The 21012-nt window shown below is 72.6% G+C and carries 18 protein-coding genes and 1 pseudogene; 12 read left to right on the top strand and 7 right to left on the bottom strand.

The annotated features are described in order from the left end of the window. Positions 1 to 24 precede the first annotated feature (24 nt). From JK364_RS12500 to JK364_RS12490, 3 genes are all read right to left on the bottom strand, one after another. Entirely contained in the window at positions 25 to 840 is an 816-nt protein-coding gene (locus JK364_RS12500) for an ABC transporter permease (protein WP_201850656.1), read from the bottom strand. Further along, positions 837 to 1763: an ABC transporter ATP-binding protein gene (locus JK364_RS12495; RefSeq protein ID WP_201850760.1), complete on the bottom strand. Its 927-nt coding sequence runs from the start codon at positions 1761 to 1763 to the stop codon at positions 837 to 839. The genes JK364_RS12500 and JK364_RS12495 overlap by 4 nt, the downstream gene beginning before the upstream one ends. A 163-nt stretch (positions 1764 to 1926) precedes the next feature. Beyond that, positions 1927 to 3240 (bottom strand): aspartate aminotransferase family protein, encoded by a 1314-nt coding sequence (locus JK364_RS12490; RefSeq protein WP_201850654.1) that lies wholly within the window; start codon positions 3238 to 3240, stop codon positions 1927 to 1929. 98 nt (positions 3241 to 3338) lie between these two features. On the opposite strand from JK364_RS12490, the gene JK364_RS12485 reads away from it, so the two are divergent. Next, complete coding sequence (locus JK364_RS12485) at positions 3339 to 4280, top strand: LysR family transcriptional regulator (protein ID WP_201850652.1); 942 nt, start codon at positions 3339 to 3341, stop codon at positions 4278 to 4280. 68 nt (positions 4281 to 4348) lie between these two features. Here JK364_RS12485 and JK364_RS12480 read toward each other — a convergent pair whose 3' ends face one another. Further along, positions 4349 to 5236: a helix-turn-helix transcriptional regulator gene (locus JK364_RS12480; RefSeq protein ID WP_201850650.1), complete on the bottom strand. Its 888-nt coding sequence runs from the start codon at positions 5234 to 5236 to the stop codon at positions 4349 to 4351. 260 nt (positions 5237 to 5496) lie between these two features. Here JK364_RS12480 and JK364_RS12475 point away from each other — a divergent pair, with 260 nt between their 5' ends. Beyond that, a complete protein-coding gene (locus JK364_RS12475; protein WP_201850648.1) occupies positions 5497 to 6474 on the top strand; it encodes an aldo/keto reductase in 978 nt (325 codons plus the stop codon). Positions 6475 to 6545: 71 nt separating this feature from the next. Continuing rightward, positions 6546 to 6965 carry a (R)-mandelonitrile lyase gene (locus JK364_RS12470; protein WP_201850646.1) on the top strand — a complete coding sequence of 140 codons (420 nt, stop codon included), beginning with the start codon at positions 6546 to 6548 and terminating at the stop codon, positions 6963 to 6965. Between the two features lie 77 nt (positions 6966 to 7042). On the opposite strand, the gene JK364_RS12465 is transcribed toward JK364_RS12470, so the two are convergent. Then, the gene (locus tag JK364_RS12465) at positions 7043 to 8398 is read right to left on the bottom strand and encodes a glutamine synthetase family protein (RefSeq protein ID WP_201850644.1); all 1356 of its coding nucleotides are present in this window, start codon (positions 8396 to 8398) and stop codon (positions 7043 to 7045) included. A 304-nt stretch (positions 8399 to 8702) separates the two neighbouring features. On the opposite strand from JK364_RS12465, the gene JK364_RS12460 reads away from it, so the two are divergent. The 9 genes from JK364_RS12460 to JK364_RS12420 all read left to right on the top strand — a co-directional run bounded on the left by JK364_RS12460 (position 8703) and on the right by JK364_RS12420 (position 17773). Continuing rightward, a complete protein-coding gene (locus JK364_RS12460) occupies positions 8703 to 9278 on the top strand; it encodes a MarR family winged helix-turn-helix transcriptional regulator (RefSeq protein ID WP_201850642.1) in 576 nt (191 codons plus the stop codon). A 120-nt stretch (positions 9279 to 9398) separates the two neighbouring features. After that, entirely contained in the window at positions 9399 to 10910 is a 1512-nt protein-coding gene (locus JK364_RS12455) for an aldehyde dehydrogenase (protein WP_201850640.1), read from the top strand. Next, on the top strand, positions 10903 to 11832 hold the full coding sequence (locus tag JK364_RS12450; protein ID WP_201850638.1) for a 3,4-dihydroxyphenylacetate 2,3-dioxygenase: 930 nt from the start codon (positions 10903 to 10905) through the stop codon (positions 11830 to 11832). The genes JK364_RS12455 and JK364_RS12450 overlap by 8 nt, the downstream gene beginning before the upstream one ends. Before the next feature lie 11 nt (positions 11833 to 11843). Continuing rightward, positions 11844 to 12692 carry a fumarylacetoacetate hydrolase family protein gene (locus JK364_RS12445; protein ID WP_201850636.1) on the top strand — a complete coding sequence of 283 codons (849 nt, stop codon included), beginning with the start codon at positions 11844 to 11846 and terminating at the stop codon, positions 12690 to 12692. 70 nt (positions 12693 to 12762) lie between these two features. Further along, positions 12763 to 14124: a pyridoxal phosphate-dependent decarboxylase family protein gene (locus tag JK364_RS12440; RefSeq protein ID WP_201850635.1), complete on the top strand. Its 1362-nt coding sequence runs from the start codon at positions 12763 to 12765 to the stop codon at positions 14122 to 14124. Positions 14125 to 14180: 56 nt separating this feature from the next. Then, positions 14181 to 14987: an acetoacetate decarboxylase family protein gene (locus JK364_RS12435; protein ID WP_201850634.1), complete on the top strand. Its 807-nt coding sequence runs from the start codon at positions 14181 to 14183 to the stop codon at positions 14985 to 14987. A gap of 70 nt (positions 14988 to 15057) precedes the next feature. Then, positions 15058 to 15813, top strand: a complete 756-nt coding sequence (locus tag JK364_RS12430; protein ID WP_201850633.1) for a GntR family transcriptional regulator — start codon at positions 15058 to 15060, stop codon at positions 15811 to 15813. Between the two features lie 131 nt (positions 15814 to 15944). Then, positions 15945 to 17069, top strand: a complete 1125-nt coding sequence (locus tag JK364_RS12425) for a TIGR03364 family FAD-dependent oxidoreductase (protein ID WP_201850631.1) — start codon at positions 15945 to 15947, stop codon at positions 17067 to 17069. Positions 17070 to 17074: 5 nt separating this feature from the next. Continuing rightward, positions 17075 to 17773: an HAD family hydrolase gene (locus JK364_RS12420; RefSeq protein ID WP_201850629.1), complete on the top strand. Its 699-nt coding sequence runs from the start codon at positions 17075 to 17077 to the stop codon at positions 17771 to 17773. Positions 17774 to 17825: 52 nt separating this feature from the next. On the opposite strand, the gene JK364_RS12415 is transcribed toward JK364_RS12420, so the two are convergent. Both JK364_RS12415 and JK364_RS12410 read right to left on the bottom strand, forming a co-directional pair. Further along, the gene (locus JK364_RS12415; protein ID WP_230991865.1) at positions 17826 to 20213 is read right to left on the bottom strand and encodes a glycoside hydrolase family 95 protein; all 2388 of its coding nucleotides are present in this window, start codon (positions 20211 to 20213) and stop codon (positions 17826 to 17828) included. 29 nt (positions 20214 to 20242) lie between these two features. Continuing rightward, positions 20243 to 20986, bottom strand: a pseudogene (locus JK364_RS12410) (ThuA domain-containing protein); the annotation flags it as partial. Positions 20987 to 21012 lie beyond the last annotated feature (26 nt).

Raw genomic sequence — 21012 nt, 5'->3', positions numbered from 1 at the left:
CCATCACCTCGGGCTCCGCCGTCCTCAGCCCCGCGGTCCCCAGCGGAACCACCGACGCACACCGAGCACTGCCAGGCCCGTCCAGACCAGCGCGAGGAGCGCCGCCCGAAGCTGGTCCACACCGTCCAGGTCGCCCGTCCAGCCGCCCCTCAGCAGGTCCATCACCGGCGAGAACGGCAGCCAGGCGGCGATGTCGGCCATCGTGTCCGGCATCACCTCGCGCGGCGCGTAGACCCCGGAGGCGGCCATGGTCACCAGCAGGAAGGGCAGGAACGTCAGCTGTGCGCTCTCCGCGGTCCGGGTGAACGCGGCCGTCAGCGCTCCCGAGGCCACCAGCATGGCCACGCCGATGAGCAGGCCGAACACCGCCAGATGCGGGGCGGCCGGCGCGTCCGCGTCCAGGAACACGGTCATCCCGACCGCCAGCAGCACGGACTGCACGACCGCCAGCAGGAACGCCGGGAGGGCGTTGCCGACGAGGATCTCCCAGTCGCGCACCTCGCCGGTGCGCAGCCGCTTCAGTACGAGGGTCTCGCGGCGCAGCACATACACGCCGACCAGGTTCGTGTAGACGGAGAAGAACATCGCCATCGCCAGCGCGGCGGGCAGCATGACGGTGGCCACCGACAGGCCGGTGCCGCCCAGGTCCAGCTGCTTGACCACACCGCGCATCGCGAAGGCCATGACGCTCGGCAGGATCACCGCGCTGACCAGGGACGCCTTGCTGCGCATCAGCAGCGTCAGCTCGGCGCGGCCGAGGGCGGCCAGGCGGTCCATGGCGGTGACCCGGGTGGGCGTGGCCGCGTGTGCGTGTCCCGTACGGGCTGCTGACGTCGTCATCGTGCCCCCTCGCTCTCCAGGCCCTTCGCGATCTCCATGAACGCCTCCTCCAACGTGGCCGACCGGGCGTCGAACCCGCGCAGCGCCACGTCCTTGTCCCGGGCCCACAGCAGCAGCGCGGTCGCCGTGCGCTGGAGATCGGCGGTCTCCAGCCGGACCGTCCGCCCGGTGTTCTCCTGCCTGGTCACCCCCAGCGGTGCCAGCGGCGGCAGATCGCCGAGGAAGTAGTCCAGGGGCAGCTCGAAGCTCATCCGCGAGGGCCGCTCGGCGACCACGTCGGCGACCCGGCCCGAGGTGGCGATCCGCCCGGCGTGCATGATCGCCAGCCGGTCGGCCAGCTGCTCCGCCTCCTCCAGGTAGTGGGTGGTGAGCAGCACCGTCGTGCCCTGCTCCTTGAGCTCGCGGATCAGCTCCCAGGTCTCGTGGCGGGACTGCGCGTCCAGGCCGGTCGTCGGCTCGTCCAGGAACAGCACCTCCGGCCGCCCCAGCAGGGCCAGGGCGAGATCGAGGCGGCGGCGCTCGCCACCGGAGAGCTGCTTGACCCGCACCGCCCGCCGCTGGGTCAGCCGGGTCAGCTCCAGGGCCTCCGCCACGGGGCGGGCGCCGCTGGTGCACCCCGCCCACATGCGCGCGGTCTCGGTGACCGTGAGCTCGGTCGGGAAGCCGCCCTCCTGGAGCATCACCCCGATCCGGGGGCGGACGGCGGCGCGGTCGCGGTACGGGTCGCCGCCCAGCACCCGGACCGTCCCGGAGGTGGGAGTGGCCTGCCCCTCCAGGACCTCGAGGGTGGAGGTCTTACCGGCCCCGTTGGTCCCCAGGAGCGCGAAGAGCTCACCACGGGCGACCGTGAGATCGACGCCGCGCACGGCCTCGAACCCCTTGTAGTGCCGCCGCAAGTCGGCGGTTTCGATGACGGTGTCCATGCCTTCCAGGTTTCCGGCACGGCGGGGCCGGGAGGAGTGCGGTGTGTCATGAGTCCGCATGACAGATGTCATGCGGACTCATGAGATGACGTCAGACGGTACTCATGGCATGGCGTCGGGCGGTACTCATGGCACGGCGTCAGGCGGTACGCATGGCACGGCGTCAGAGGCCGCGGACGGCGTCGGTGAGCGCCTGGTCGAGGATGGCGACACCGCGGGCGATCTCGTCGTCGCTCGCGGTCAGCGGGGGCGCGATCCGGAAGGTGCCGCCCATGCCGGGCAACTGGACGATGTTCATGTGCAGCCCGAGCTCGAAGCAGCGCCGGGTGACGGCCGCGCCGAGCCGGTCGGCGCCACCGGCGCCCAGCACCTGGTCACCGACCAGCTCCATGCCCAGCAGCAGCCCGCGGCCGCGGACGTCCCCGACGACGTCATGGCGGGTGGCGAGCTCATCGAGCTGACCGCGCAGTGCCGTGCCGAGTTCGCGCGCACGCTTGTCGAGGTGGTCACGGACCAGCACGTCGAGGACGGTGTTGCCGACGGCCGCCGGCAGCGGGTCGCTGGCATGGGTGGTGAAGAACAGGAACCCCCGGTCGTACGCCCGCTGCTCGATCTCCGGGCTGGTCAACACGGCGGCCAGCGGCAGCCCGGCGCCGAGCGTCTTGGACAGCGTGAGGATGTCCGGGACGACGCCGTCATGCTCGAAGGCGTACCAGTCACCGGTGCGGCACAGCCCGGTCTGCGCCTCGTCGAGGATCAGCAGCATGTCCCGCTCCCGGCACTTCTGGGCCAGGGCGGCGAGATAGCCCGGCGGGAGTTCGATGACACCGCCGGAGCTGAGGATCGGCTCGACCAGGCAGGCGGCGAGACTGCCGACCGACTGGGCGTCGATGAGGTCGAAGCCCAGGTCGAGCTGGCGGCGCCAGTCGAGCACACCCTCGGCGTCGACGATGTCGGGGTGGAAGGCGTCCGGTACCGGCAGCGCGAAGTTGCCCGGCGCGGCGGGTCCGTAGCCCTTGCGCCCGGCGCTGTAGGTGGCGTTCGCGGCGGCCTGGGTCATGCCGTGCCAGGACCGGGCGAACGAGACGATCTCATGGCGGCCGGTGACGAGTTTCGCCATCCGCACCGCGGCCTCGTTCGCCTCCGCCCCGGTCGTCAGGAGCAACGCCTTCTCGAGGGGGCCGGGCAGGGTCTCGGCGAGCCGCCGGGTGAGGTCGATGACCGGGCGGCTGAGCATGCCGCTGTGCAGATGATCGAGGTGGGCGACCTGCTCGCGCACCGTGGCGACGATCTCCGGATGGGAGTGGCCGAGGATCGCACTCATCTGGCCGGAGGTGAAGTCGAGCAGCTCGCGGCCGCTCTCGGTGAACACCGAGGTGCCCGCGGCGCGGGCGATGACCTCGGGGGTGAACGCGGCTCGGCCGGAATAGCGGATGAGGTGGCGCTCCACGGCGCCACCGGCTGTCTCGGGATCCATACGAACGACGTTAGGGATGCGCCACTGCGCGTGTCCATCGCACAGATCCGACCGTTCTGTTCGGCAGAACCGGACAGCGGGACCGTAGAATCGCCCCCATGCTCAACTCGGGTCGGCTGCGGCTGCTCAGCCTGCTGGAAACCCTGGGCACCGTCCGCGCGGTGGCCGAGACGCTGCACCTGAGCGCGTCGACGGTGTCCCAGCAACTGGCGGTCCTGGAGACCGAGACCCGGTGCAAGCTGATCGAGCGGACCGGGCGGAAGGTGCGGCTGACCCCGGCCGGACTGCTGCTGGCCCGCCGGGGCCGGGAGATCCTGGACCAGATGGCGGAGGCCGAGGCCGAGCTGCACGCCCTCAACGACGAGCCCATCGGCACCGTACGGCTCGGGGCGTTCCAGAGCGCGATCTACACCCTCGCGGTCCCGGCGGCGACCCGCCTGGCCACCACCCATCCGCGGCTGCACCTCGAACTGATCGAGCTGGATCCGCACGAGGGCGGACCGGCCCTCCGCTCGGGCGAGGCGGACGTCATCGTCACCACCACCGACTACGTCGGCCTCTCGTGGGGCGCGGACCTCGAGATCATCCCGCTGGGCACCGACCCGATCGTGCTGGTGCTCCCGCGCGACCACCCGCTCACCAGTCGTACGACGGTGAACCTCGCGGCGTGCGCGGAGGAGACCTGGGCGTGTGACCGACCCCAGTCGTACATGGCGGATCTGACCGTACGGCTGTGCCGCGAGTCGGGGTTCGAACCCAGGGTGGCCTGCCGGTTCAGCAACTATCTGATGCTGCTGCAACACGTCGAGTCGGGCCGGTCGATCACCCTGCTGCCCGCCCTCGCCATCACCCCGGACCACGCCGTCGCCACCCGCGAGCTGAGCACACCGGTGCACCGCAACATCACCATCGCGGTGCGGCGCGGCACGACGCAGCGCGCCGCGGTGAACGCGGTCGTGGCGGCCCTGCGCGACCACCCCGAGATCCCGGCCCTGTCCGCCCCGGACCAGCGGAACCAGCACCCCGCCCGGGACCGCTGACGGCCGGGCGCCCGGGGACGGAGCGACTGGGGACGGAGCGACTGGGAGCGACTGCCCGGTCTGACCGGTTATCGATGCTGCTCGGACGGGCTCGGCCCGGTGGGGGTGGCGGTCATGTCGAGCAGGAGGACGGCGTCGTGGTCGGGGGTGCCGGGTTCGGCGGTGTAGACGCCCAGCCGGTGGCCGGGGGTGCCTTCGAGGGCCATGCCCTGGAAGCTGAGGGTGATCCTGCCGGTCTGCGGATGCTGGAAGGTCTTGGTGGCCATCTTGCGGCCGGTGACTTCGTAGCGTTCCCACAGTCCGGCGAAGTCGGGGCTCTTGAGCAGCAGCTCGCCGACGAGGGTGGTGAGGTCGGGGGCGTCGGGGTCGGTTCCGGCCAGGGCGCGCAGCCGGGCGACGCAGCCGCGGATCTGGTTGTCCCAGTCGGGGAAGAGATCACGCGCGGCGGGGTGGAGGAAGAGGTAGCGGGCGAGGTTGCGCTGCTTGGCCGGCCAGTCGGCGATGCCCGCGTAGAGGGCGAGGCCGCCGGGGTTGTGGGCCAGGATGTCCATACCGCGGCTGACGACGTAGGCGGGATTCGGCCGCACGGTCTCCAGCAGCAGCTTCAGATGCGGGCGCACGGTGCGGCTGGGGGCGGGGGCGGGCTGCGGCGCGTAGCGGGCGGCGCGGACGGCCAGCTCGCGCAGATGCTGGTGCTCGGCGTCGTCGAGACGAAGGGCGCGGGCGAGGGAGTCGACCACGGCGGGGCTGGGACGGGTCTCCTTGCCGCGCTCCAGGCGGGTGTAGTAGTCGATGCTGACACCGGCGAGGGTGGCCAGCTCCTCGCGGCGCAGCCCGGGGGTGCGCCGGACACCGGGCCCGGGGGTGAGACCCACGGTCCGCGGGCTGGTCTGGGTGCGGCGGGCGCGCAGGAAGCGCCCCAGTTCCTCGCCGCCGCCGTGCTGCTCGGGTGCCATGACGCCAGTGTCGCCCCGCCACCACCGTGACACGCCCGCGGAGGGGGGCCCTGTCACACCCCCGCTGGCCGCTCCCCCGCACAGCGCGGCCTGCCTGACGCGGCCGCGGGGCGGCAGGCTGGCAAGAGACGTGACCACGACCGGTCCTGACCCGCACGGCCCCGCCGTCACCCGCCCCGAAGGGCAACCCGCCCGGAAGGGCAACCCGCCCGGAAGGGCGAACCGCCACGAGGGCGAACCACCACAAGGAGCGATCGAACGTGAAGTACATCAACCTGGGCGACCTGGAGGTCTCCCGGATCGGCCTCGGCGCGATGGGCATGTCCCACGGGCTGACCGGCGCCGGTACCGACGACGCGGAGTCCATCCGCACCGTCCACCGGGCGCTGGACCTGGGCGTCACCCTCATCGACACCGCCGAGATCTACGGCCCCTACACCAACGAGAACCTCCTCGGCCAGGCCCTGAAGGGCCGCCGTGACCAGGTGGTGCTGGCGACCAAGTTCGGTCTGATCGACCACGGCGGGGCGGGTGTGTGGAACCTGAACTCCGGCCCGGCCAACATCCGCGCGGCCGTGGAAGGGTCGCTGCAGCGGCTGGGCACCGATCACATCGACCTGTACTACCAGCACCGCGTCGACCCGGACACGCCCATCGAGGAGACCGCCGGAGCCGTCGCGGAGCTGATCGCCGAGGGCAAGGTCCGGCACTTCGGCCTGTCCGAGGCCGGGCCGGACACGATCCGCCGCGCCCACGCCGTCCACCCCGTCACCGCGGTGCAGTCCGAGTACTCGCTGTGGACGCGGGGGCTCGAGGAGCGGGTCCTGCCCGTGCTGCGCGAGCTGGGCATCGGCCTGGTCCCCTTCTCCCCGCTCGGACACGGCTTCCTGACCGGCGCGGTCCGGGACGAGGCCGCGTTCGAGGAGGGCGACTTCCGGCGTGGCAACCCGCGCTTCACCGGGGAGAACTTCCGGCGCAACATGGCCATCGCCGACGAGGTCCAGGCCATCGCCGCCGACGCGGGAGCCACCCCCGCCCAGATCGCGCTGGCCTGGCTGCTCGCCCAGGGCGACGACATCGCTCCCATCCCCGGCACCAAGCGCGTGGCGCGGGTGGAGGAGAACACGGCCGCCGACAGCGTCCAGCTCACCTCCGCACAGCTGGAGCGGCTCGCCGGTCTGCCGCCGGCCGTCGGCGACACCCACACCGAGGCGGGCATGCGCCTGCTGGAACGCTGACGCCGCGCCACCCCGGGCGGCCCGTCACCGACGCACCGCCGCCACCACGGATACGAGAGGAACAGCGCGCGATGGAATTCAAGGAACCGCGGGCCACCGGCAAGGGCCCGGCGGAGTGGTTCAACGGAGACGTGTGGTTCGACGTCATCCAGGCGGGCACCGAGCCTTCCCGGATCCGCGCCAACATGGTGCGCTTCGCACCGGGCGCCCGCACCGCCTGGCACCACCACGCCGTCGGCCAGACCCTCCACGTCGTTGCCGGGATCGCGCTGATCGGCACTCGCGACGGCACCGTCTTCGAGGCCCACCCCGGCGAGACGGTGGCCTGCCCGCCCGGCGAGGAGCACTGGCACGGCGCCACCGAGGACCGTTTCATGGAGCACCTGGCGCTGTGGGACGGCACCGCTCCCGGCGACGACCGGCCGGAGACCACCTGGCTGGAGCACGTCACCGACGAGCAGTACGGCGCTGAGCGCACCCGCGGCCACTGACCGGTGCCACCCCGGAACCGCGAAAGCCGCTCGCGGGGCGGGGCCGCGAGACCGCCGACGCCTTGGGGGGACCCGCCTCAGATGAGCCGCGCGTACTCGCGGAACTCCCAGTCGGTGACGTACCGCTGGAACCTGGCCAGTTCGTCCCGCTTGAAGGTGAGGAAGGCGTCGACGAAGGGCTTGCCGAGCGCATCGGTGAGCTGGTCGTCGCCCTCCAGGGCGTCGAGGGCCTGACCGAGGCCGGTCGGCAGCGGGGTGGCGGTGCCCCTGTCCCGGCCCTCGCCGGTCATCGGCGCCGGGGGCTCCTCGGCGGCGGCGATGCCCAGGTGGGCCGCGGCGAGCAGACCGGCGATGGCGAGATAGGGGTTGGCGGTGGCGTCGCCGAGGCGGGCCTCCAGTCGGGCGGCGCCACCGCGCTCGGGCGGGACGCGCACCAGGGCGTTGCGGTTGTCCAGGCCCCAGTTGACCAGCCAGGGGGCCGTGGTGTCCGGGCCGAAGCGTTTGTACGAGTTGACGGTGGGGTTGAGCAGCGCGGAGAGCGCGGGGGCGTGGGCGAGCACTCCCGCCAGGGCGTGGCGCGCCAAGGCGGACAGCCCGTACGGCTCCCGCGGCGCGTCGAAGACGTTGCGCCCGTCCACGTCCACCAGGGACAGATGGACATGGAACCCCGAGCCGCCTCCGTCGTTGAACGGCTTGGCCATGAAGGTGGCCAACCTGCCCTCCGCATGGGCGAGTTCCTTGACCGCGGCCTTGAAGCGAAAGGCCCGGTCCGCCGCGTCCAGCGCCTCCGAGTGGCTGAGGTTGATCTCGAACTGGCCGCTGTCGAACTCCCGGTTGCCGCCGCTGACGTCGAGCCCGAGCGCGTGCAACGCCCGGAGGGTGCGCAGGAGGTGCCCGTCCGGGTCGCCCTCGCGGCCGGTCGTGTAGACATGGCCGGGGGCGGGGGCGTGGCGCCGCCAGCCGACGGGCGAGTCCGGGTCCGGGTCGAGCAGGACGTACTCCAGCTCCGGACCCACGACCGCGGTCAGATCCGCGTCGAGCAGCCGGCCGATGACCTGGCGCAGCAGGTCCCGTGGCGATTCGGGCACGGGCAGTCCGGTGGCCGGGTCCCGGACATCGCCGATGCACCAGGCCACGCCCGGCTCCCATGGCAGGGGGACGAGCGTGGTCAGGTCGGGCCGGACGAGGAAGTCCGGCATACCGGCTTCGAGGCCGCCGGGGATGTACGAGTGATCGCCCAGCGCCGCGGTGTGGTAGACGGCCCGGCTGAAGGCGAGCCCGTGGCCGACCGCGTGGGGCAGGTGGTGCAGCAGGATGTCCCGGCCGCGGTCGGAGCCCATCATGTCGGGATAGGCGACGCGTATGACGTCGATGCCCTCGGCAGCGAGCGCCTCGGTCCTCCGGTGGACCCGGTCGGCTGTCTCGGCGCTCAATGGTCGCTCCGGAATTATTTGATGCCAAACGAGAGAGGCCACACGATACGAGGCGGCCGGGCCGTCCACAAGGGTTGCCGCGATACGGCCCGAACGTGGCCGCCCACAGGCCCGAACGTGGCCGCCCGCAGGCCGGGACATAGCCGCCCCCGGTCCCGGGCGCCGCCGCCACCCAGCCCCGCGCACCGCCGCCACCCAGCCCCGCGCACCGCCGTCGCCCGGCACCCGGCGCGCCCGGGGCTACATTTGAGCGCGAACGAATCACCCGGCGGCCCAGGCCGCCCGAAGCCGAGGAGGATCCACCGTGCCCGGGCGCCGCCGATCCATCGCCGAGACCGAACAGGCCGTCCAGGAACGACTGGGCGGCTTCGAGTTGCAGCGTGAGCAGATGGCGGCCATCGCCAATATCCACCGCGCCGCCGCGGCCGTCCGCCAGCACCTGGAGAACTCCGCGCTGCGCCCGCACGATCTGACCTGGACCGGCTTCGTGGTGCTGTGGGTGCTGTGGATCTGGGGCGAGGCCGAGACCTGGTCGGTCGCGGAGGAGGCGGGCATCTCCAAGGGGACGCTGACCGGGATCGCGCGCACCCTCGAGTCGCGTCACCTCGTGGCCCGCGCACCCCACCCGGAGGACGGGCGGCGCGTGCTGCTCTCGCTCACGCCCGAGGGCGAGGAGCTCATGGAGCGCCTCTTCCCCGCGTTCAACGCCGAAGAGGCGTTCGTCGCCACCCCGTTGAGCGCCGAGGAGTGCCTGCGGCTCGCCAATGGGCTGCGCGCCATCGTGGCGCAACTGGAGGAGCACGGCGAGGAGCGCCGACGGCAGCTGCTCGACGGAAGGGATCTCGCCCCGCGACGTTCGGGCCGCCGATCCCGCCAGTGACCGCGCCCCGGACACCTCCTGGGAGCGGCTCCCCCAGGGCCCCGGCCGCCGGGGCGACCTTGACCCGGCCCCGCGGCACCCTTAGCTTGTTTGGGGCCAAACAAAATGGAGGACCGGGACATGCCCCAAGGGCCGGACACAGCTGTGAGCGAGGCGCGGATCGCCGGGGTCGCCGTCGACACCCGGCACTGGATCGGCGGCCGGCGCGTGGCGTCCACCGACACCTTCCCCGATGTCTCGCCGATCGACGGCAGCACCCTCACCCGGATCGCCCGCGGCGGCGCCGACGAGGCCGAGGCCGCCGTGGCCGCCGCCAAGGCCGCCTTCCCCGGCTGGGCCGCCACTCCCCCGGCCGAGCGCGCCCGCGTCCTCCACGCCATCGCCGACGGCATCGAGGAGCGCCTCGAGGAGCTGGCGATCGTCGAGACCACCGACAACGGCGCGCTGCTGCGCTCGCACCGCCGGGGTGTCATACCGCGCGCCGCCCGCAACTTCCGCTTCTTCGCGGACTGGCTGCTGTCCCTGGGCCACGAGGACCTCATGACGCACACCGGCGGCCCCACCGACCCCGGCCACACCAACCACGTCAGCTGGGACCCCGCGGGCCCCTGTGTGCTGATCACGCCGTGGAACGCCCCGCTGATGCTGGCCACCTGGAAGGTCGCCCCGGCCCTGGCCGCCGGGAACACGGTGGTCCTCAAGCCCGCGGAGTGGTCCCCGCTGACCGCCTCGCTGCTGGCGGACATCGCCGCCGGGGCGGGGCTGCCGCCGGGTGTCCTCAACGTGGTCCAGGGCTACGGCTCCGAGATCGGCGACGATCTCACCTCGCACCCGGACGTCCGCCGGATCAGCTTCACCGGCTCGGTGCCGACCGCCCGGCGCATCGCCGCCTCGGCCGCTCGGAACCTGACCCCGCTGAGCCTCGAACTCGGCGGCAAGTCCCCGCTGTTGGTGTTCGCGGACGCGGATCTGGAGCTGGCCGTCGAGCTTGCCGTGGAGCAGTTCGACAACGCCGGGCAGGTGTGTCTGGCCGCCACCCGCCTCCTCGTCGAGGAGTCGATCGCGGACGAGTTCACCGACCGCTTCATCCGCGGAGCCGCCCGGCTGACGCAGGGCGATCCACGCGAGGAGGCCACCGACATCGGGCCCACCATCCACCCCCGCCAGATCGAGCGGGTCGACGGTTTCGTACGGCGGGCGATCACGGCCGGTGCCCGCGTGGTCTTCGGCGGCGGCTCCCACAACCGGCTCGGGGGGCTGTACTACCGGCCCACCCTCCTCACCGACGTCGCCCAGGACTCGGAGATCGTGCAGGAGGAGGTCTTCGGCCCGGTGCTGACGCTGCAGACCTTCGCGGACGAGGCGCAGGCGATCCATCTCGCGAACGACACCCGCTACGGGCTGGCCGCCACCGTGGCCACCGGCGACCACCGGCGTGCCGAACGCGTCACCGCCCGGCTGGTGGCGGGCACGGTCTGGGTCAACTGCTTCTTCGTACGCGATCTGCGGGCGCCCTTCGGCGGCTCCCGGCTCTCCGGCGTCGGCCGCGAGGGCGGCACCTGGAGCTTCGACTTCTACTGCGATCTGAAGAACCGCGTGACCGCCCCGAAGGGATTCAGCGACCATGGGTGAGATCGTCGGGGCCGGGCTGCTCGCCCATGTCCCCACCATCGTGCTCCCCGGGGAAACCCGGCGCGAGCTCAACGAGGGCAAGGAGATCACCCTGGTCACCGGCCTCCGGGAGCTCCGCGAGGACGTCTTCGGGCGCGATGGCTACGACACCGTCGTCGTCCTGGACTCCCACTGGGCCACCACGGTCGAGTTCGTCGTGACGGCCCACTCGCGGCGCGCGGGGCTGTTCACCTCCGACGAGCTGCCGCGGGGCATGTGCCGGATGCCGTACGACTTCCCCGGCGACCCCGAACTCGCCCACGCCGTCGCCCGGTTCGCCGAGGCACACGGCACCTTCATCACCCCGATCGACGACCCCTTCCTGCCGATCCACTACGCCACCGTCAACCTCTGGAAGTTCCTGGGCGAGGGGCTGCCCGGCAAGCGGTGGATGACGATCGGGGTGTGCCAGACCGGCGACATGGAGGACCACTTCCGGCTGGGCCGGGCGCTCGCCGACGGCATCGCCGCGACACCCGGCCGCCGCGTGCTCCTGATCGCCTCCGGTGCCCTCTCGCACACCTTCTGGCCACTGCGCGAGATCCGGGACCACGAGGCCAGCGACCCGCGCCATGTCTTCACCCCGCGGGCGAGGGCGGCCGACGAGGAGCGCATCGCATGGCTCAAGGAGGGCCGCCACGACAAGGTCGTCGACACCATGGACGAATTCTGGACCCACCAGCCCGAGGCGAAGTTCTTCCACTATCTGATGATGGCCGGCGCCCTCGGCGAGCGGGGGTGCGTGGCCCCGGCCCGCCAGTACGGTGCGTACGAGAACTCCGTCGGCACCGGCCAGGCCCACCTCTGGTTCGACCGCCCGGCCGACGGCTGGACCGGCACCGGCCCGGCCACGTCCGCCGCCACTGGGCCCAGCCCCGTCTGAGGAGAGCCGATATGCCCGAGTACCGCCGCGTCCTCCTCGACGGCGCCGTCGTGGAGACCGTCCGCGAGGGCGATGAACTCGTCACCGGCGACGGCCGCCGCGTCGCGATCCACGAGGCACACCACCTGCCTCCCGTGGTCCCCTCCAAGGTGATCGCCGTCCACCTCAACCACCGCAGCCGCGTCGCCGAGTTCCAGGTCCGGCTCCCCGCCGCCCCCACCTACTTCCACAAGCCGACCTCGGCCCTCAACTCCCACCGGGGCGCCGTCGTCCGCCCCGAGGGCTGCAAGTGGCTCAACTACGAGGGCGAGGTGGCGATCGTCATCGGGAAGACCACCCGGAACATCGCGCCCCACCGGGCGGCGGAGCACATCGCCGGTTACACGATCGCCAACGACTACGGGCTGCACGACTTCCGGGACACCGACGCCGGTTCGATGCTCCGGGTGAAGGGGTCCGACACCCTGTGCCCACTGGGGCCGGGGCTGGTCACCGACTGGGACTTCCGCGGCAAGTATCTGCGCACCTATGTCAACGGCCGGCTGGCGCAGGACGGATCCACCGACGAGATGGAGTGGGACATGCACTATCTCGTCGCCGACATCGCCCGCACCATCACCCTCCACCCCGGTGATGTGCTGCTCTCCGGGACCCCCGCCAACTCCCGCCCCGTACAGCCCGGCGACGTGGTCGATGTGGAGGTGGCGGGCCTGGGGCGGCTCACCAACCACATCGTCACCGGACCGACCCCGATCCGCGGCGATGTCGGAGCGCAGCCCACCGAATCGGAGGAAGTCCTGTCCACCGCCCTGGGCGGAGACTGGGAGTTCCGCGGCATCCGCCCGCCCAAGCGGCCCTGACCGCACCAGCAGTCCTGCCCGCACCAGCAGCCCTCAACAAGACCTCCGGCCCGACCAAGGAGTGGACCACATGGATCTGAATGCCTGGCTCGCCACGGCCGTGGCGTCGAACGCCGAATGGGTGAAGAGCTTCGGCCCCTACCAGGCCCATCCGGCGCTGGCGGTCGACGACGCCCGGTTCGCCGCCGTGTTCGAGGCCTTCACCGAGCGGCTCAAGGACAACTACCCCTTCTTCCACCCCCGTTACGCGGGCCAGATGCTCAAGCCACCGCATCCGGCGGCGGTCGTGGGCTACCTCACGGCGATGCTGGTCAATCCCAACAACCACGCTCTGGACGGCGGCCCGGCCACCGCCGAGATGGAGCGGGAGGCCGTCCAGCAGCTCGCCACGATGTTCGGCTACGACACCCACCTCGGCCACCTGACCACCAGTGGCACCATCGCCAACCTCGAGGCGCTCTTCGTGGCCCGCGAACTGCACCCCGGCAAGGGCGTCGCCTACAGCACCGAGGCCCACTACACCCACGGCCGGATGTGCGGCGTCCTGGGGGTGGAGGGCCATCCGGTCCCGGTGGACGACCTCGGCCGGATCGATCTCGAAGCGCTGGAGCGGGTCCTGCGGACCGGCCGCGTCGGCACCGTCGTGCTCACCGCGGGCACCACCGGGCTCGGAGCCGTCGAACCGGTCCATGAGGCGCTGGCGCTGCGCGAGCGCTACGGCGTCCGTGTCCACGTCGACGCCGCCTACGGTGGCTTCTTCACCCTGCTGGCCGGGGCGCCGGGCCCGGAGGGCCTGCCCGAGGAGCCGTGGCGGGCCATCGCCGAAGCCGACTCCATCGTCGTGGACCCGCACAAGCACGGCCTCCAGCCGTACGGCTGTGGCGCCGTCCTGTTCCGCGATCCCTCGGTGGGCCGGTTCTATCTGCATGACTCGCCGTACACCTACTTCACCTCCGAGGAACTGCACCTCGGGGAGATCAGCCTGGAGTGTTCCCGCGCGGGCGCGGCGGCCGCCGCGCTGTGGCTCACGTTCCAGCTGATACCTCCCACGCGGGAGGGGCTGGGGCAGTCGCTCGCGGCGGGCCGGCGGGCGGCGCTGCGCTGGGCCGAACTGATCGAGGGTTCGCCGCACCTGGAGCTGTACCAGGCCCCGGAGCTGGACATCGTCAGCTACTTCCCGGTGACCGAGGCCGCCACGCTGTCGCAGATCGACGCGGCCAGCGACCGCATCCTCCAGGAGGGGATGACGGACAGCGACCCCGTCTTCGTGAGCACGCTCCGCGTCGGCGCCGATCGCCTCACGGCTCTCCATCCGAAGCTCGTCCGGGACGCCGACGGGGCCCGCGTCCTGCGGAGTGTGCTGATGAAGCCGGAGTCCGAGGGCTATGTCGACCAGCTCCATGAGCGTCTGGAGCGGCTCGCGCGGGCGTGACGGCCGTTCCTGAACCCCTCATCCCTTCCGCCCTTCCGCGTCAGGAGCGTGACGGCATGACCAGCGTCCGAGGCTACTTCCCGCCCAGGACCGCCACCGGCGCCGCGTCCCTCATCCCCGCCCCGCCCTGGCACTACTCCGGCGATCTGCTCACCATCGAGTACCGCACCGACCCCGCGCGGGTGCGCGAACTCCTGCCCGAGCCGCTGGAGCCCGCCGAGGAGGACCCGGGGGCGGTCGCGCTGATCTGGGCCGACTGGCAGTCCTGCGCGGCCGGCGGACGGGAACTGCTGGATCCGGTGCTCTCCCAGTACAAGGAGACCTTCGCGGTCGTCCGCTGTACGTACCGGGGCCGCACCTACTCCCGCTGTGTCTACATCTGGGTCGACAAGGACTTCGCGCTCGCCCGTGGCCTCCACCAGGGCTATCCGAAGAAGCTCGGCTCCATCCACCAGACCCGCCCCCACCCGTACGGGCCCGCCCCGCGCGTCGAGGCCGGCGCCCGGTTCGGCGCGACCCTCGCCGCCGCCGACCGGCGCCTCGCCCAGGCCGTGGTGACCCTGCGCGAGCCCTCCGGGACCGGTGGCTTCGTCAACGGCCACCCGATGGCCCACCACCGCCGGCTGCCGTCGATCGAGAACGGCAAGGGCCTCGCCCTCGACGAGCTGATCGAGTCCGGCGCCGCCTCCTTCGAGGGCGGTCAGCCGTGGGTCGGCGACGCCGAACTGGAGCTGTTCGACTCCCCCACCGAGGAGCTGGCCCGGCTGGAGGTCCGCGAGCCGATCGCCGCGTACTACCGCCAGGTCGGTGTGGTCTGGGACGGCGGCCGGCTGCTGGAGTCCGGTACCTCGGGGGCCCGGTAGCGGCACCGGGCGGAACAGGGCCGACGGCGGCCACCACCGGAGCCCGCGCCCCGTCTGCGACGATCTCCGCGTGGACTACCCGAACGACCAGGCCCCCGGCGCCCCCGTCCGCTCCGGCATCCCGGAGCACGGCCGGGTGCCCAAGTACTACGCCGTGAAGGCGCGTATCGCCCTGCTCGTCGACGAGTTGAGCGAGGGCGCGCCCATTCCCACCGAGCGCGATCTCTCCGAGCGGTTCGAGGTCGCGCGGGAGACGGTCCGGCAGGCGCTGCGCGAGCTGGTGCTGGAGGGGAAGCTGCGGCGGCGGGGCCGTGGGACGGTGGTGGCGGGGCCCAAGCTGGCGCAGCCGCTGTCGCTGGCCAGCTATACGGAGGGCGTACGGCGCCAGGGGCGCACCCCCGGCCGTTCGCTCGTCACCCTGGACCGCTTCCCCTGCCCGGACGCGCTCGCCGCCGAGACCGGTCTGACGCGGGGCGAGCCCGTCTGGCACCTGGAGCGGGTGCTGCTCGCGGACGACGAGCGGGTCGGGCTGGAGAGCACGTACGTGGCCGAGGCGCGGGTGCCCGATCTGGACACCGCCTTCGATCCGGACTCCTCCTTCTACGCGTATCTCGCCGAGCGGGGCATCGCCTTCGGCGACGCCGACGAGCGGATCGAGACCGTGCTCGCCACGCCGCGCGAGGCCCTGCTCATCGGCACCCCGCCGGCGCTTCCGATGCTGCTCATCCACCGTGTCTCGCGGGACACCGAGGGCCGTCCGCTGGAGCGGGTGCGGACGCTGTACCGGGGTGACCGGTTCTCGTTTACGACACATCTGCGCGGCTGAAAAATCCCCCTTTACTCACTCTTGCGACATAACGAAAAGATAACGGGTCTAGCCCAAACATGATGCCGGGGTCACGCTTTCGTTGTCAGCCGGATGCCTCCGGCTCCCCGATGCGATGGAGCGTGACGGACGTGAGAGTGATAGTCGTCGGAGCCGGCGTGGTGGGCACCATGCACGCCTGGCACGCGGTGGAACGCGGCCATGAGGTCGTACAGATCGAGCGCGAGACGGAGGCTCGCGGCGCCTCGCTCCGCAATTTCGGCCAGATCTGGGTGAGTGGCCGGGCGGGCGGCGAGGAGCTGGACACCGCGCTGCGGGCCCGGGAGCTGTGGGAGGACATCGGCCGCCGGGTCCCGGCGCTGGGCTTCCGCCCGAACGGTTCCCTGACCCCGATCCGCGGCGGGCTGGAGCTGGCCGTCGCCGAGGCCGCCGTGGCCCGCGCGGACGCCGCCGCGCGGGGCCACAAGCTGCTGACCCCGGACGAGGCGCGGGCCCTCAACCCCGCCCTGCGCGGGGAGTTCGACGCCGCCCTGTACTGCGAGCGGGACGCGGCCGTCGAGCCGCGCACCGCCCAGGTCGCGCTGCGCGCCGAGCTGCGGAAGTCCCCCCGGTACACCTTCCTGCCCGGCCGCGAGGTCCGGGAGGTGATCGGCGAGCGGGCCGTCCGCGACGACCACGGCGAGGTGCACACCGGTGACGCCGTCGTGCTGTGCACCGGCGCCTGGCTGGGCGGTCTGGTGCGCGAGCTGGCCGGTCCTGACCTGCCCGTACGGCGCGTCCGGCTCCAGATGATGCAGACCGACCCGCTCGGCGAGCCGCTGACCACCTCGGTCGCCGACTCCGACAGCTTCCGCTACTACCCGGCGTACACCTCCCCCGCCCTGGACGAGCTGAACGGGCGGCAGCCGCAGGCCGCTACGGCGGCGGAGCACCGCATGCAGCTGCTGATGGTGCAGCGCGCCGACGGCGGACTGACCATCGGCGACACCCACGAGTACGAGCACCCCTTCGCCTTCGACACCCTCGAGGACCCCTACGACCACCTCACCGGTGTCGTGGAGTCCCTCCTCGGCCGCCCGCTGCCGAAGGTCCGGCGCCGCTGGGCCGGGGTGTACGCGCAGTGCACCGACAGCAGCCGGGTCGTGCACCGCCAGCGGGTGCGCGACGGGGTCTGGCTGGTCACCGGGCCCGGCGGGCGCGGTATGACCTGCTCGCCCGCGATAGCCGAAACCACCGCGAACGAATTGGGCTGGTGACACACATGACCACCGCCACCCCCGGCATCCGCCTCGTGGCCCTCGACATGGCCGGTACCACCGTCGCCGACGGCGGACTGGTCGAGCGCGCCTTCGACGCCGCCGCCGGTGAGCTGGGCGTCGAGCCCGGCACCCCCGACCACGCCGGGAAGCTGGCCTATGTGCGCGCCACCATGGGCGAGTCCAAGATCTCCGTCTTCCGCCATCTGTTCGGCGCCGAGGAGCCGGCCCGGCGGGCCAACGCCGCCTTCGAGCGGGCGTATGGCGAACTCGTCGACGGCGGTCTGATCGCCCCCGTGCCCGGCGCCCGCGAGGCCGTCGAGGAAATGGCCGCCGACGGCCGCACCGTCGTGCTCACCACCGGCTTCGCCCGTGTCACCCAGGACGCCATCCTGGACGCGCTCGGCTGGCGCGGTCTGGTGCCGCTCACCCTGTGCCCCGCCGACGCGGGCGGGCGCGGGCGGCCGTACCCGGACATGGTGCTGGAGGCGTTCCTGCGGACCAAGGCCGCCGAGGGGATGGCCCAGGTCGCCGTCGTCGGCGACACCTCCTACGACATGCTCAGCGGCGTACGGGCCGGGGCGGGGCTGGTCGCCGGGGTGCGCACCGGGGCCCATGGCGACGAGGCGTTCCGGGCGGCCGGGGCGACCCATGTGCTGGACTCGGTGGCCGGCCTGCCCGCCCTGCTGCGCGGAGTCGGCTGATGGACATCCGCCTCGACGCCCGGAAGCCGGCCACCGGCAGCCGAGCCCACGCTCAAGCGGGACGGACCACATAGGTGGCGCCCGCGTTCGCGGTGAAGGCCGTGACGCCCGGCTCCGGCCGGGTGGTGGCGACGGGTGCGTCCCCGGAGGTCACCCGCACGGCCTTCGCCGTACGCAGCCGGGTCGGCCCGCCGGCCCGGGCCACCAGCCGCGCCTCGCTCAGCGCTCCGCCCCGCCAGCTGACGTCCACCTCGAATCCGCCCCGCGCCAGCAGGCCCCGCACGCTGCCGTCCGGCAGATGCGGCGGGAGGGCGGGCAGCAGGTGCAGTTCGTCGTGCTGGCTCTGCAGCAGCCATTCGGTCACTCCGGCGCAGGCGCCGAAGTTGCCGTCGATCTGGAACGGCGGATGCAGGTCGAAGAGGTTGGGGGCGGTGCGCTCGGGGGTGAGCAGATCGGTGAGCAGCTTGTAGGAGCGGTCCCCCTCCTGGAGCCGCGCCCAGAAGTTGATCTTCCAGGCGAGCGACCATCCGGTCCCCGCGTCACCGCGCTGTACGAGGGTGGTGCGCGCCGCGGTGAAGAGGTCCGGGGTGCGCGTCCGGCTGATCTGGTTGCTCGGATGCAGCCCGTACAGATGGGAGACATGGCGGTGCTGCTGCTCGGGGGCGCCCGCGTCCCAGTCCTGCTGCCACTCCTGGAGCTGGCCCCGCGCGCCGACCTTCATGGGGGCGAGCCGTCCGCGCGCGGCGAGCACCCGGTCCCGGAAGGCGGCGTCGGTGCCGAGGAGGTCGGCGGCCGACGCCACGGCGCCGAACAGGTCGCGCAGCAGTTGCGTGTCCATCGTCGGCCCGGCGCACAGCGAGCCGCCGCCCCCGCCGTGATGGGCGTTCTCGGGGGAGACGGAGGGGCAGGTGACGAGCGCGCCCGTGGCCGGGTCGGTCACCAGCGCGTCGAGGAAGAACTGGGCGGCGCCCTTGAGGACGGGGTAGCGCGCCCGCAGTTTCGCCGTGTCGCGGGTGTACCGGTAGTGCTCCCAGATGGCCATGGACAGCCATGCGCCGCCCATCGGCCACATGCCCCAGAAGGCGCCGTCCACGGGCGCGGTGCCGCGCCAGGCGTCGGTGTTGTGGTGGGTGACCCAGCCGTCCGCGCCGTACTGGGTGCGCGCCGTGGACCGCCCGGCGACTGCCAGCTCGTCGAGCAGGGCGAAGACCGGCTCCCAGCACTCCAGGAGGTTGGCGGGGGCGGCCGGCCAGTAGTTCATCTCCGTATTGATGTTGATGGTGTACTTCGAGCCCCAGGGCGGGCTCGTCAGGTCGTTCCAGATGCCCTGGAGGTTGGCCGGCTGGGTGCCGGGGCGGGACGCGGCGATGAGCAGATAGCGGCCGTACTGGAAGTGCAGCTCGACCAGTTGCGGATCGCCGCCGGAGGCGAAGCGGGCGACGCGCTCGTCGGTGGGCAGGGCCGCCGCGTCGCTGGTGCCCACGTCCAGCGCGGTACGGCGGAACAGCGCGCGGTGGTCCTCGACATGGCGGCCGCGCAGCTGTCCGTACGGGCGGTTCGCCGCCGGGTTGAGGTCCCCCGCCGCCCGGCCCGCCGCGTCGCCATGGGCGTTCTCCCAGTTCACATAGGTGGTGCCGATGGCCACCAGGACGGTGGCCGCGTCGGCGCCCCGGACGGTGACGGTCCCGCCCGCGCTGGTGGTGGTACCGCCCTCGGCGAGCACCCGCACGAGCGCGCGGAATCCCACCGCGCCGTCCACCCCGCCGGTGGCGTCTCCGGTCCCGTCGAGCGCGGCGGTGAGCGGGTCGGGCGAGGACAGGGAGGTGTGCAGCGGGCTGTCGAACGTGGCGTCGAAGGACAGGGCGCCCTTCTTCGAAGCGGACAGCCGGACGACGATGACACGGTCGGGAGCACTGGCGAACGCCTCACGGGTGAACGTCACACCGTCGCGGGTGTAGGTGGTGGTGGCGATCGCCGAGTCCAGGTCCAGCTCCCGCCGGTAGCCGGACACCGTGCCGCCCGTCGGCAGCCTCAGGAGCAGGCTGCCGACGGTCTGGTACTGGGCCTGGCCACCGGGCACGCCGAGGAAGTCGGAGTTGATCAGCGTCTCGGCCTCGGGCCACTTGCCGTCGAAGACGAGCTGCCGGATGCGGGGCAGGGCGGCCAGCCCCTTGTGGTTGTCGTATTCGTGCGGCCCGCCCGCCCAGAGGGTGTCCGCGTTGAGCTGCAGCCGCTCGGTCTCGGTGCCCCCGAACACCATCGCGCCGAGCCGCCCGTTGCCCAGCGGCAGGGCGCTCAGCCAGTCGGCGGCGGGCGCGCGGTACCACAGCGCCAGCGGCCGGTCCGCCGCCTGGTGGCCGCCGTGCCGCGCGGCGTGGGCGGCCCCGGCGGGCAGGCCGGTGGCCGCGAGGCCCGTGGTGGTCGTGGCGGCGAGGGCCATGAACCGCCGGCGCGGCACGTCAGGGGTCACTTGGCCACGCCCATGGCGTAGCTGATGCCGCCGAGGAGGTGCTGCCGGAAGGCGGGCTCGGCGTAGGACTCCTTGGTGTGGCCGAGGCCGGTGTAGAAGGCCCGGCCGCCCTTGTACGCCTGGTACCAGCTGATGGGGTGATCGCCGTTCATGGTGCCGCCGCCGTACGAGGACTCGTCCAGCGCGGCGAGCACGTGCACGGTGGCCGTACCCCGGGGGTTGGTGCGGTAGTTGTACCACTCGTCGGTGCGGACCCAGGTGTTTCCGAGGTGGGCCGTCGCCGGGTGGGCGTGGTCCTCGACCTTCACCGTGGCCCGCTGGATCGCCGGATGGGACTGGAACCACGCACCGCACAGGCCGCCGTAGAACGGCCAGTCGTACTCGGTGTCGGCGGCGGCGTGCACCCCCGCGTAGCCGCCGCCCGCCGCGATATAACCCTCGAAGGCCGTCTGCCGGCCCGTGTCGAGGACGTCGCCGGTCGTGGACAGGAAGACCACGGCGGCGTAGCGGGCGAGGTTGCCGGGGGTGAAGGCGGCGGCGTCCTCGGTGGCGTCGACGGCGAACCCGGCCTGGGTGCCCAGTTGCCGGATGGCGGCGATGCCATCGGGGATGGAGTCGTGGCGGAAGCCCGCCGTCTTGGAGAACACCAGCACCCGGCCCGCCTTCGGCCGTCTGCGGACGGGTGCGGCCCACGCGGGCGCGTTCGCCGCGGTGATCAGGACGGCGCCGGCCGCTGCCTTCATCACGGAGCGGCGCCGGGCGGGGCCGG

The sequence above is a fragment of the Streptomyces endocoffeicus genome (genome assembly GCF_016741935.1).
Classification (GTDB): domain Bacteria; phylum Actinomycetota; class Actinomycetes; order Streptomycetales; family Streptomycetaceae; genus Streptomyces; species Streptomyces endocoffeicus.
Note: the sequence above shows the minus strand (reverse complement) of the source record. Positions and strands in the feature narration are given on the sequence as shown.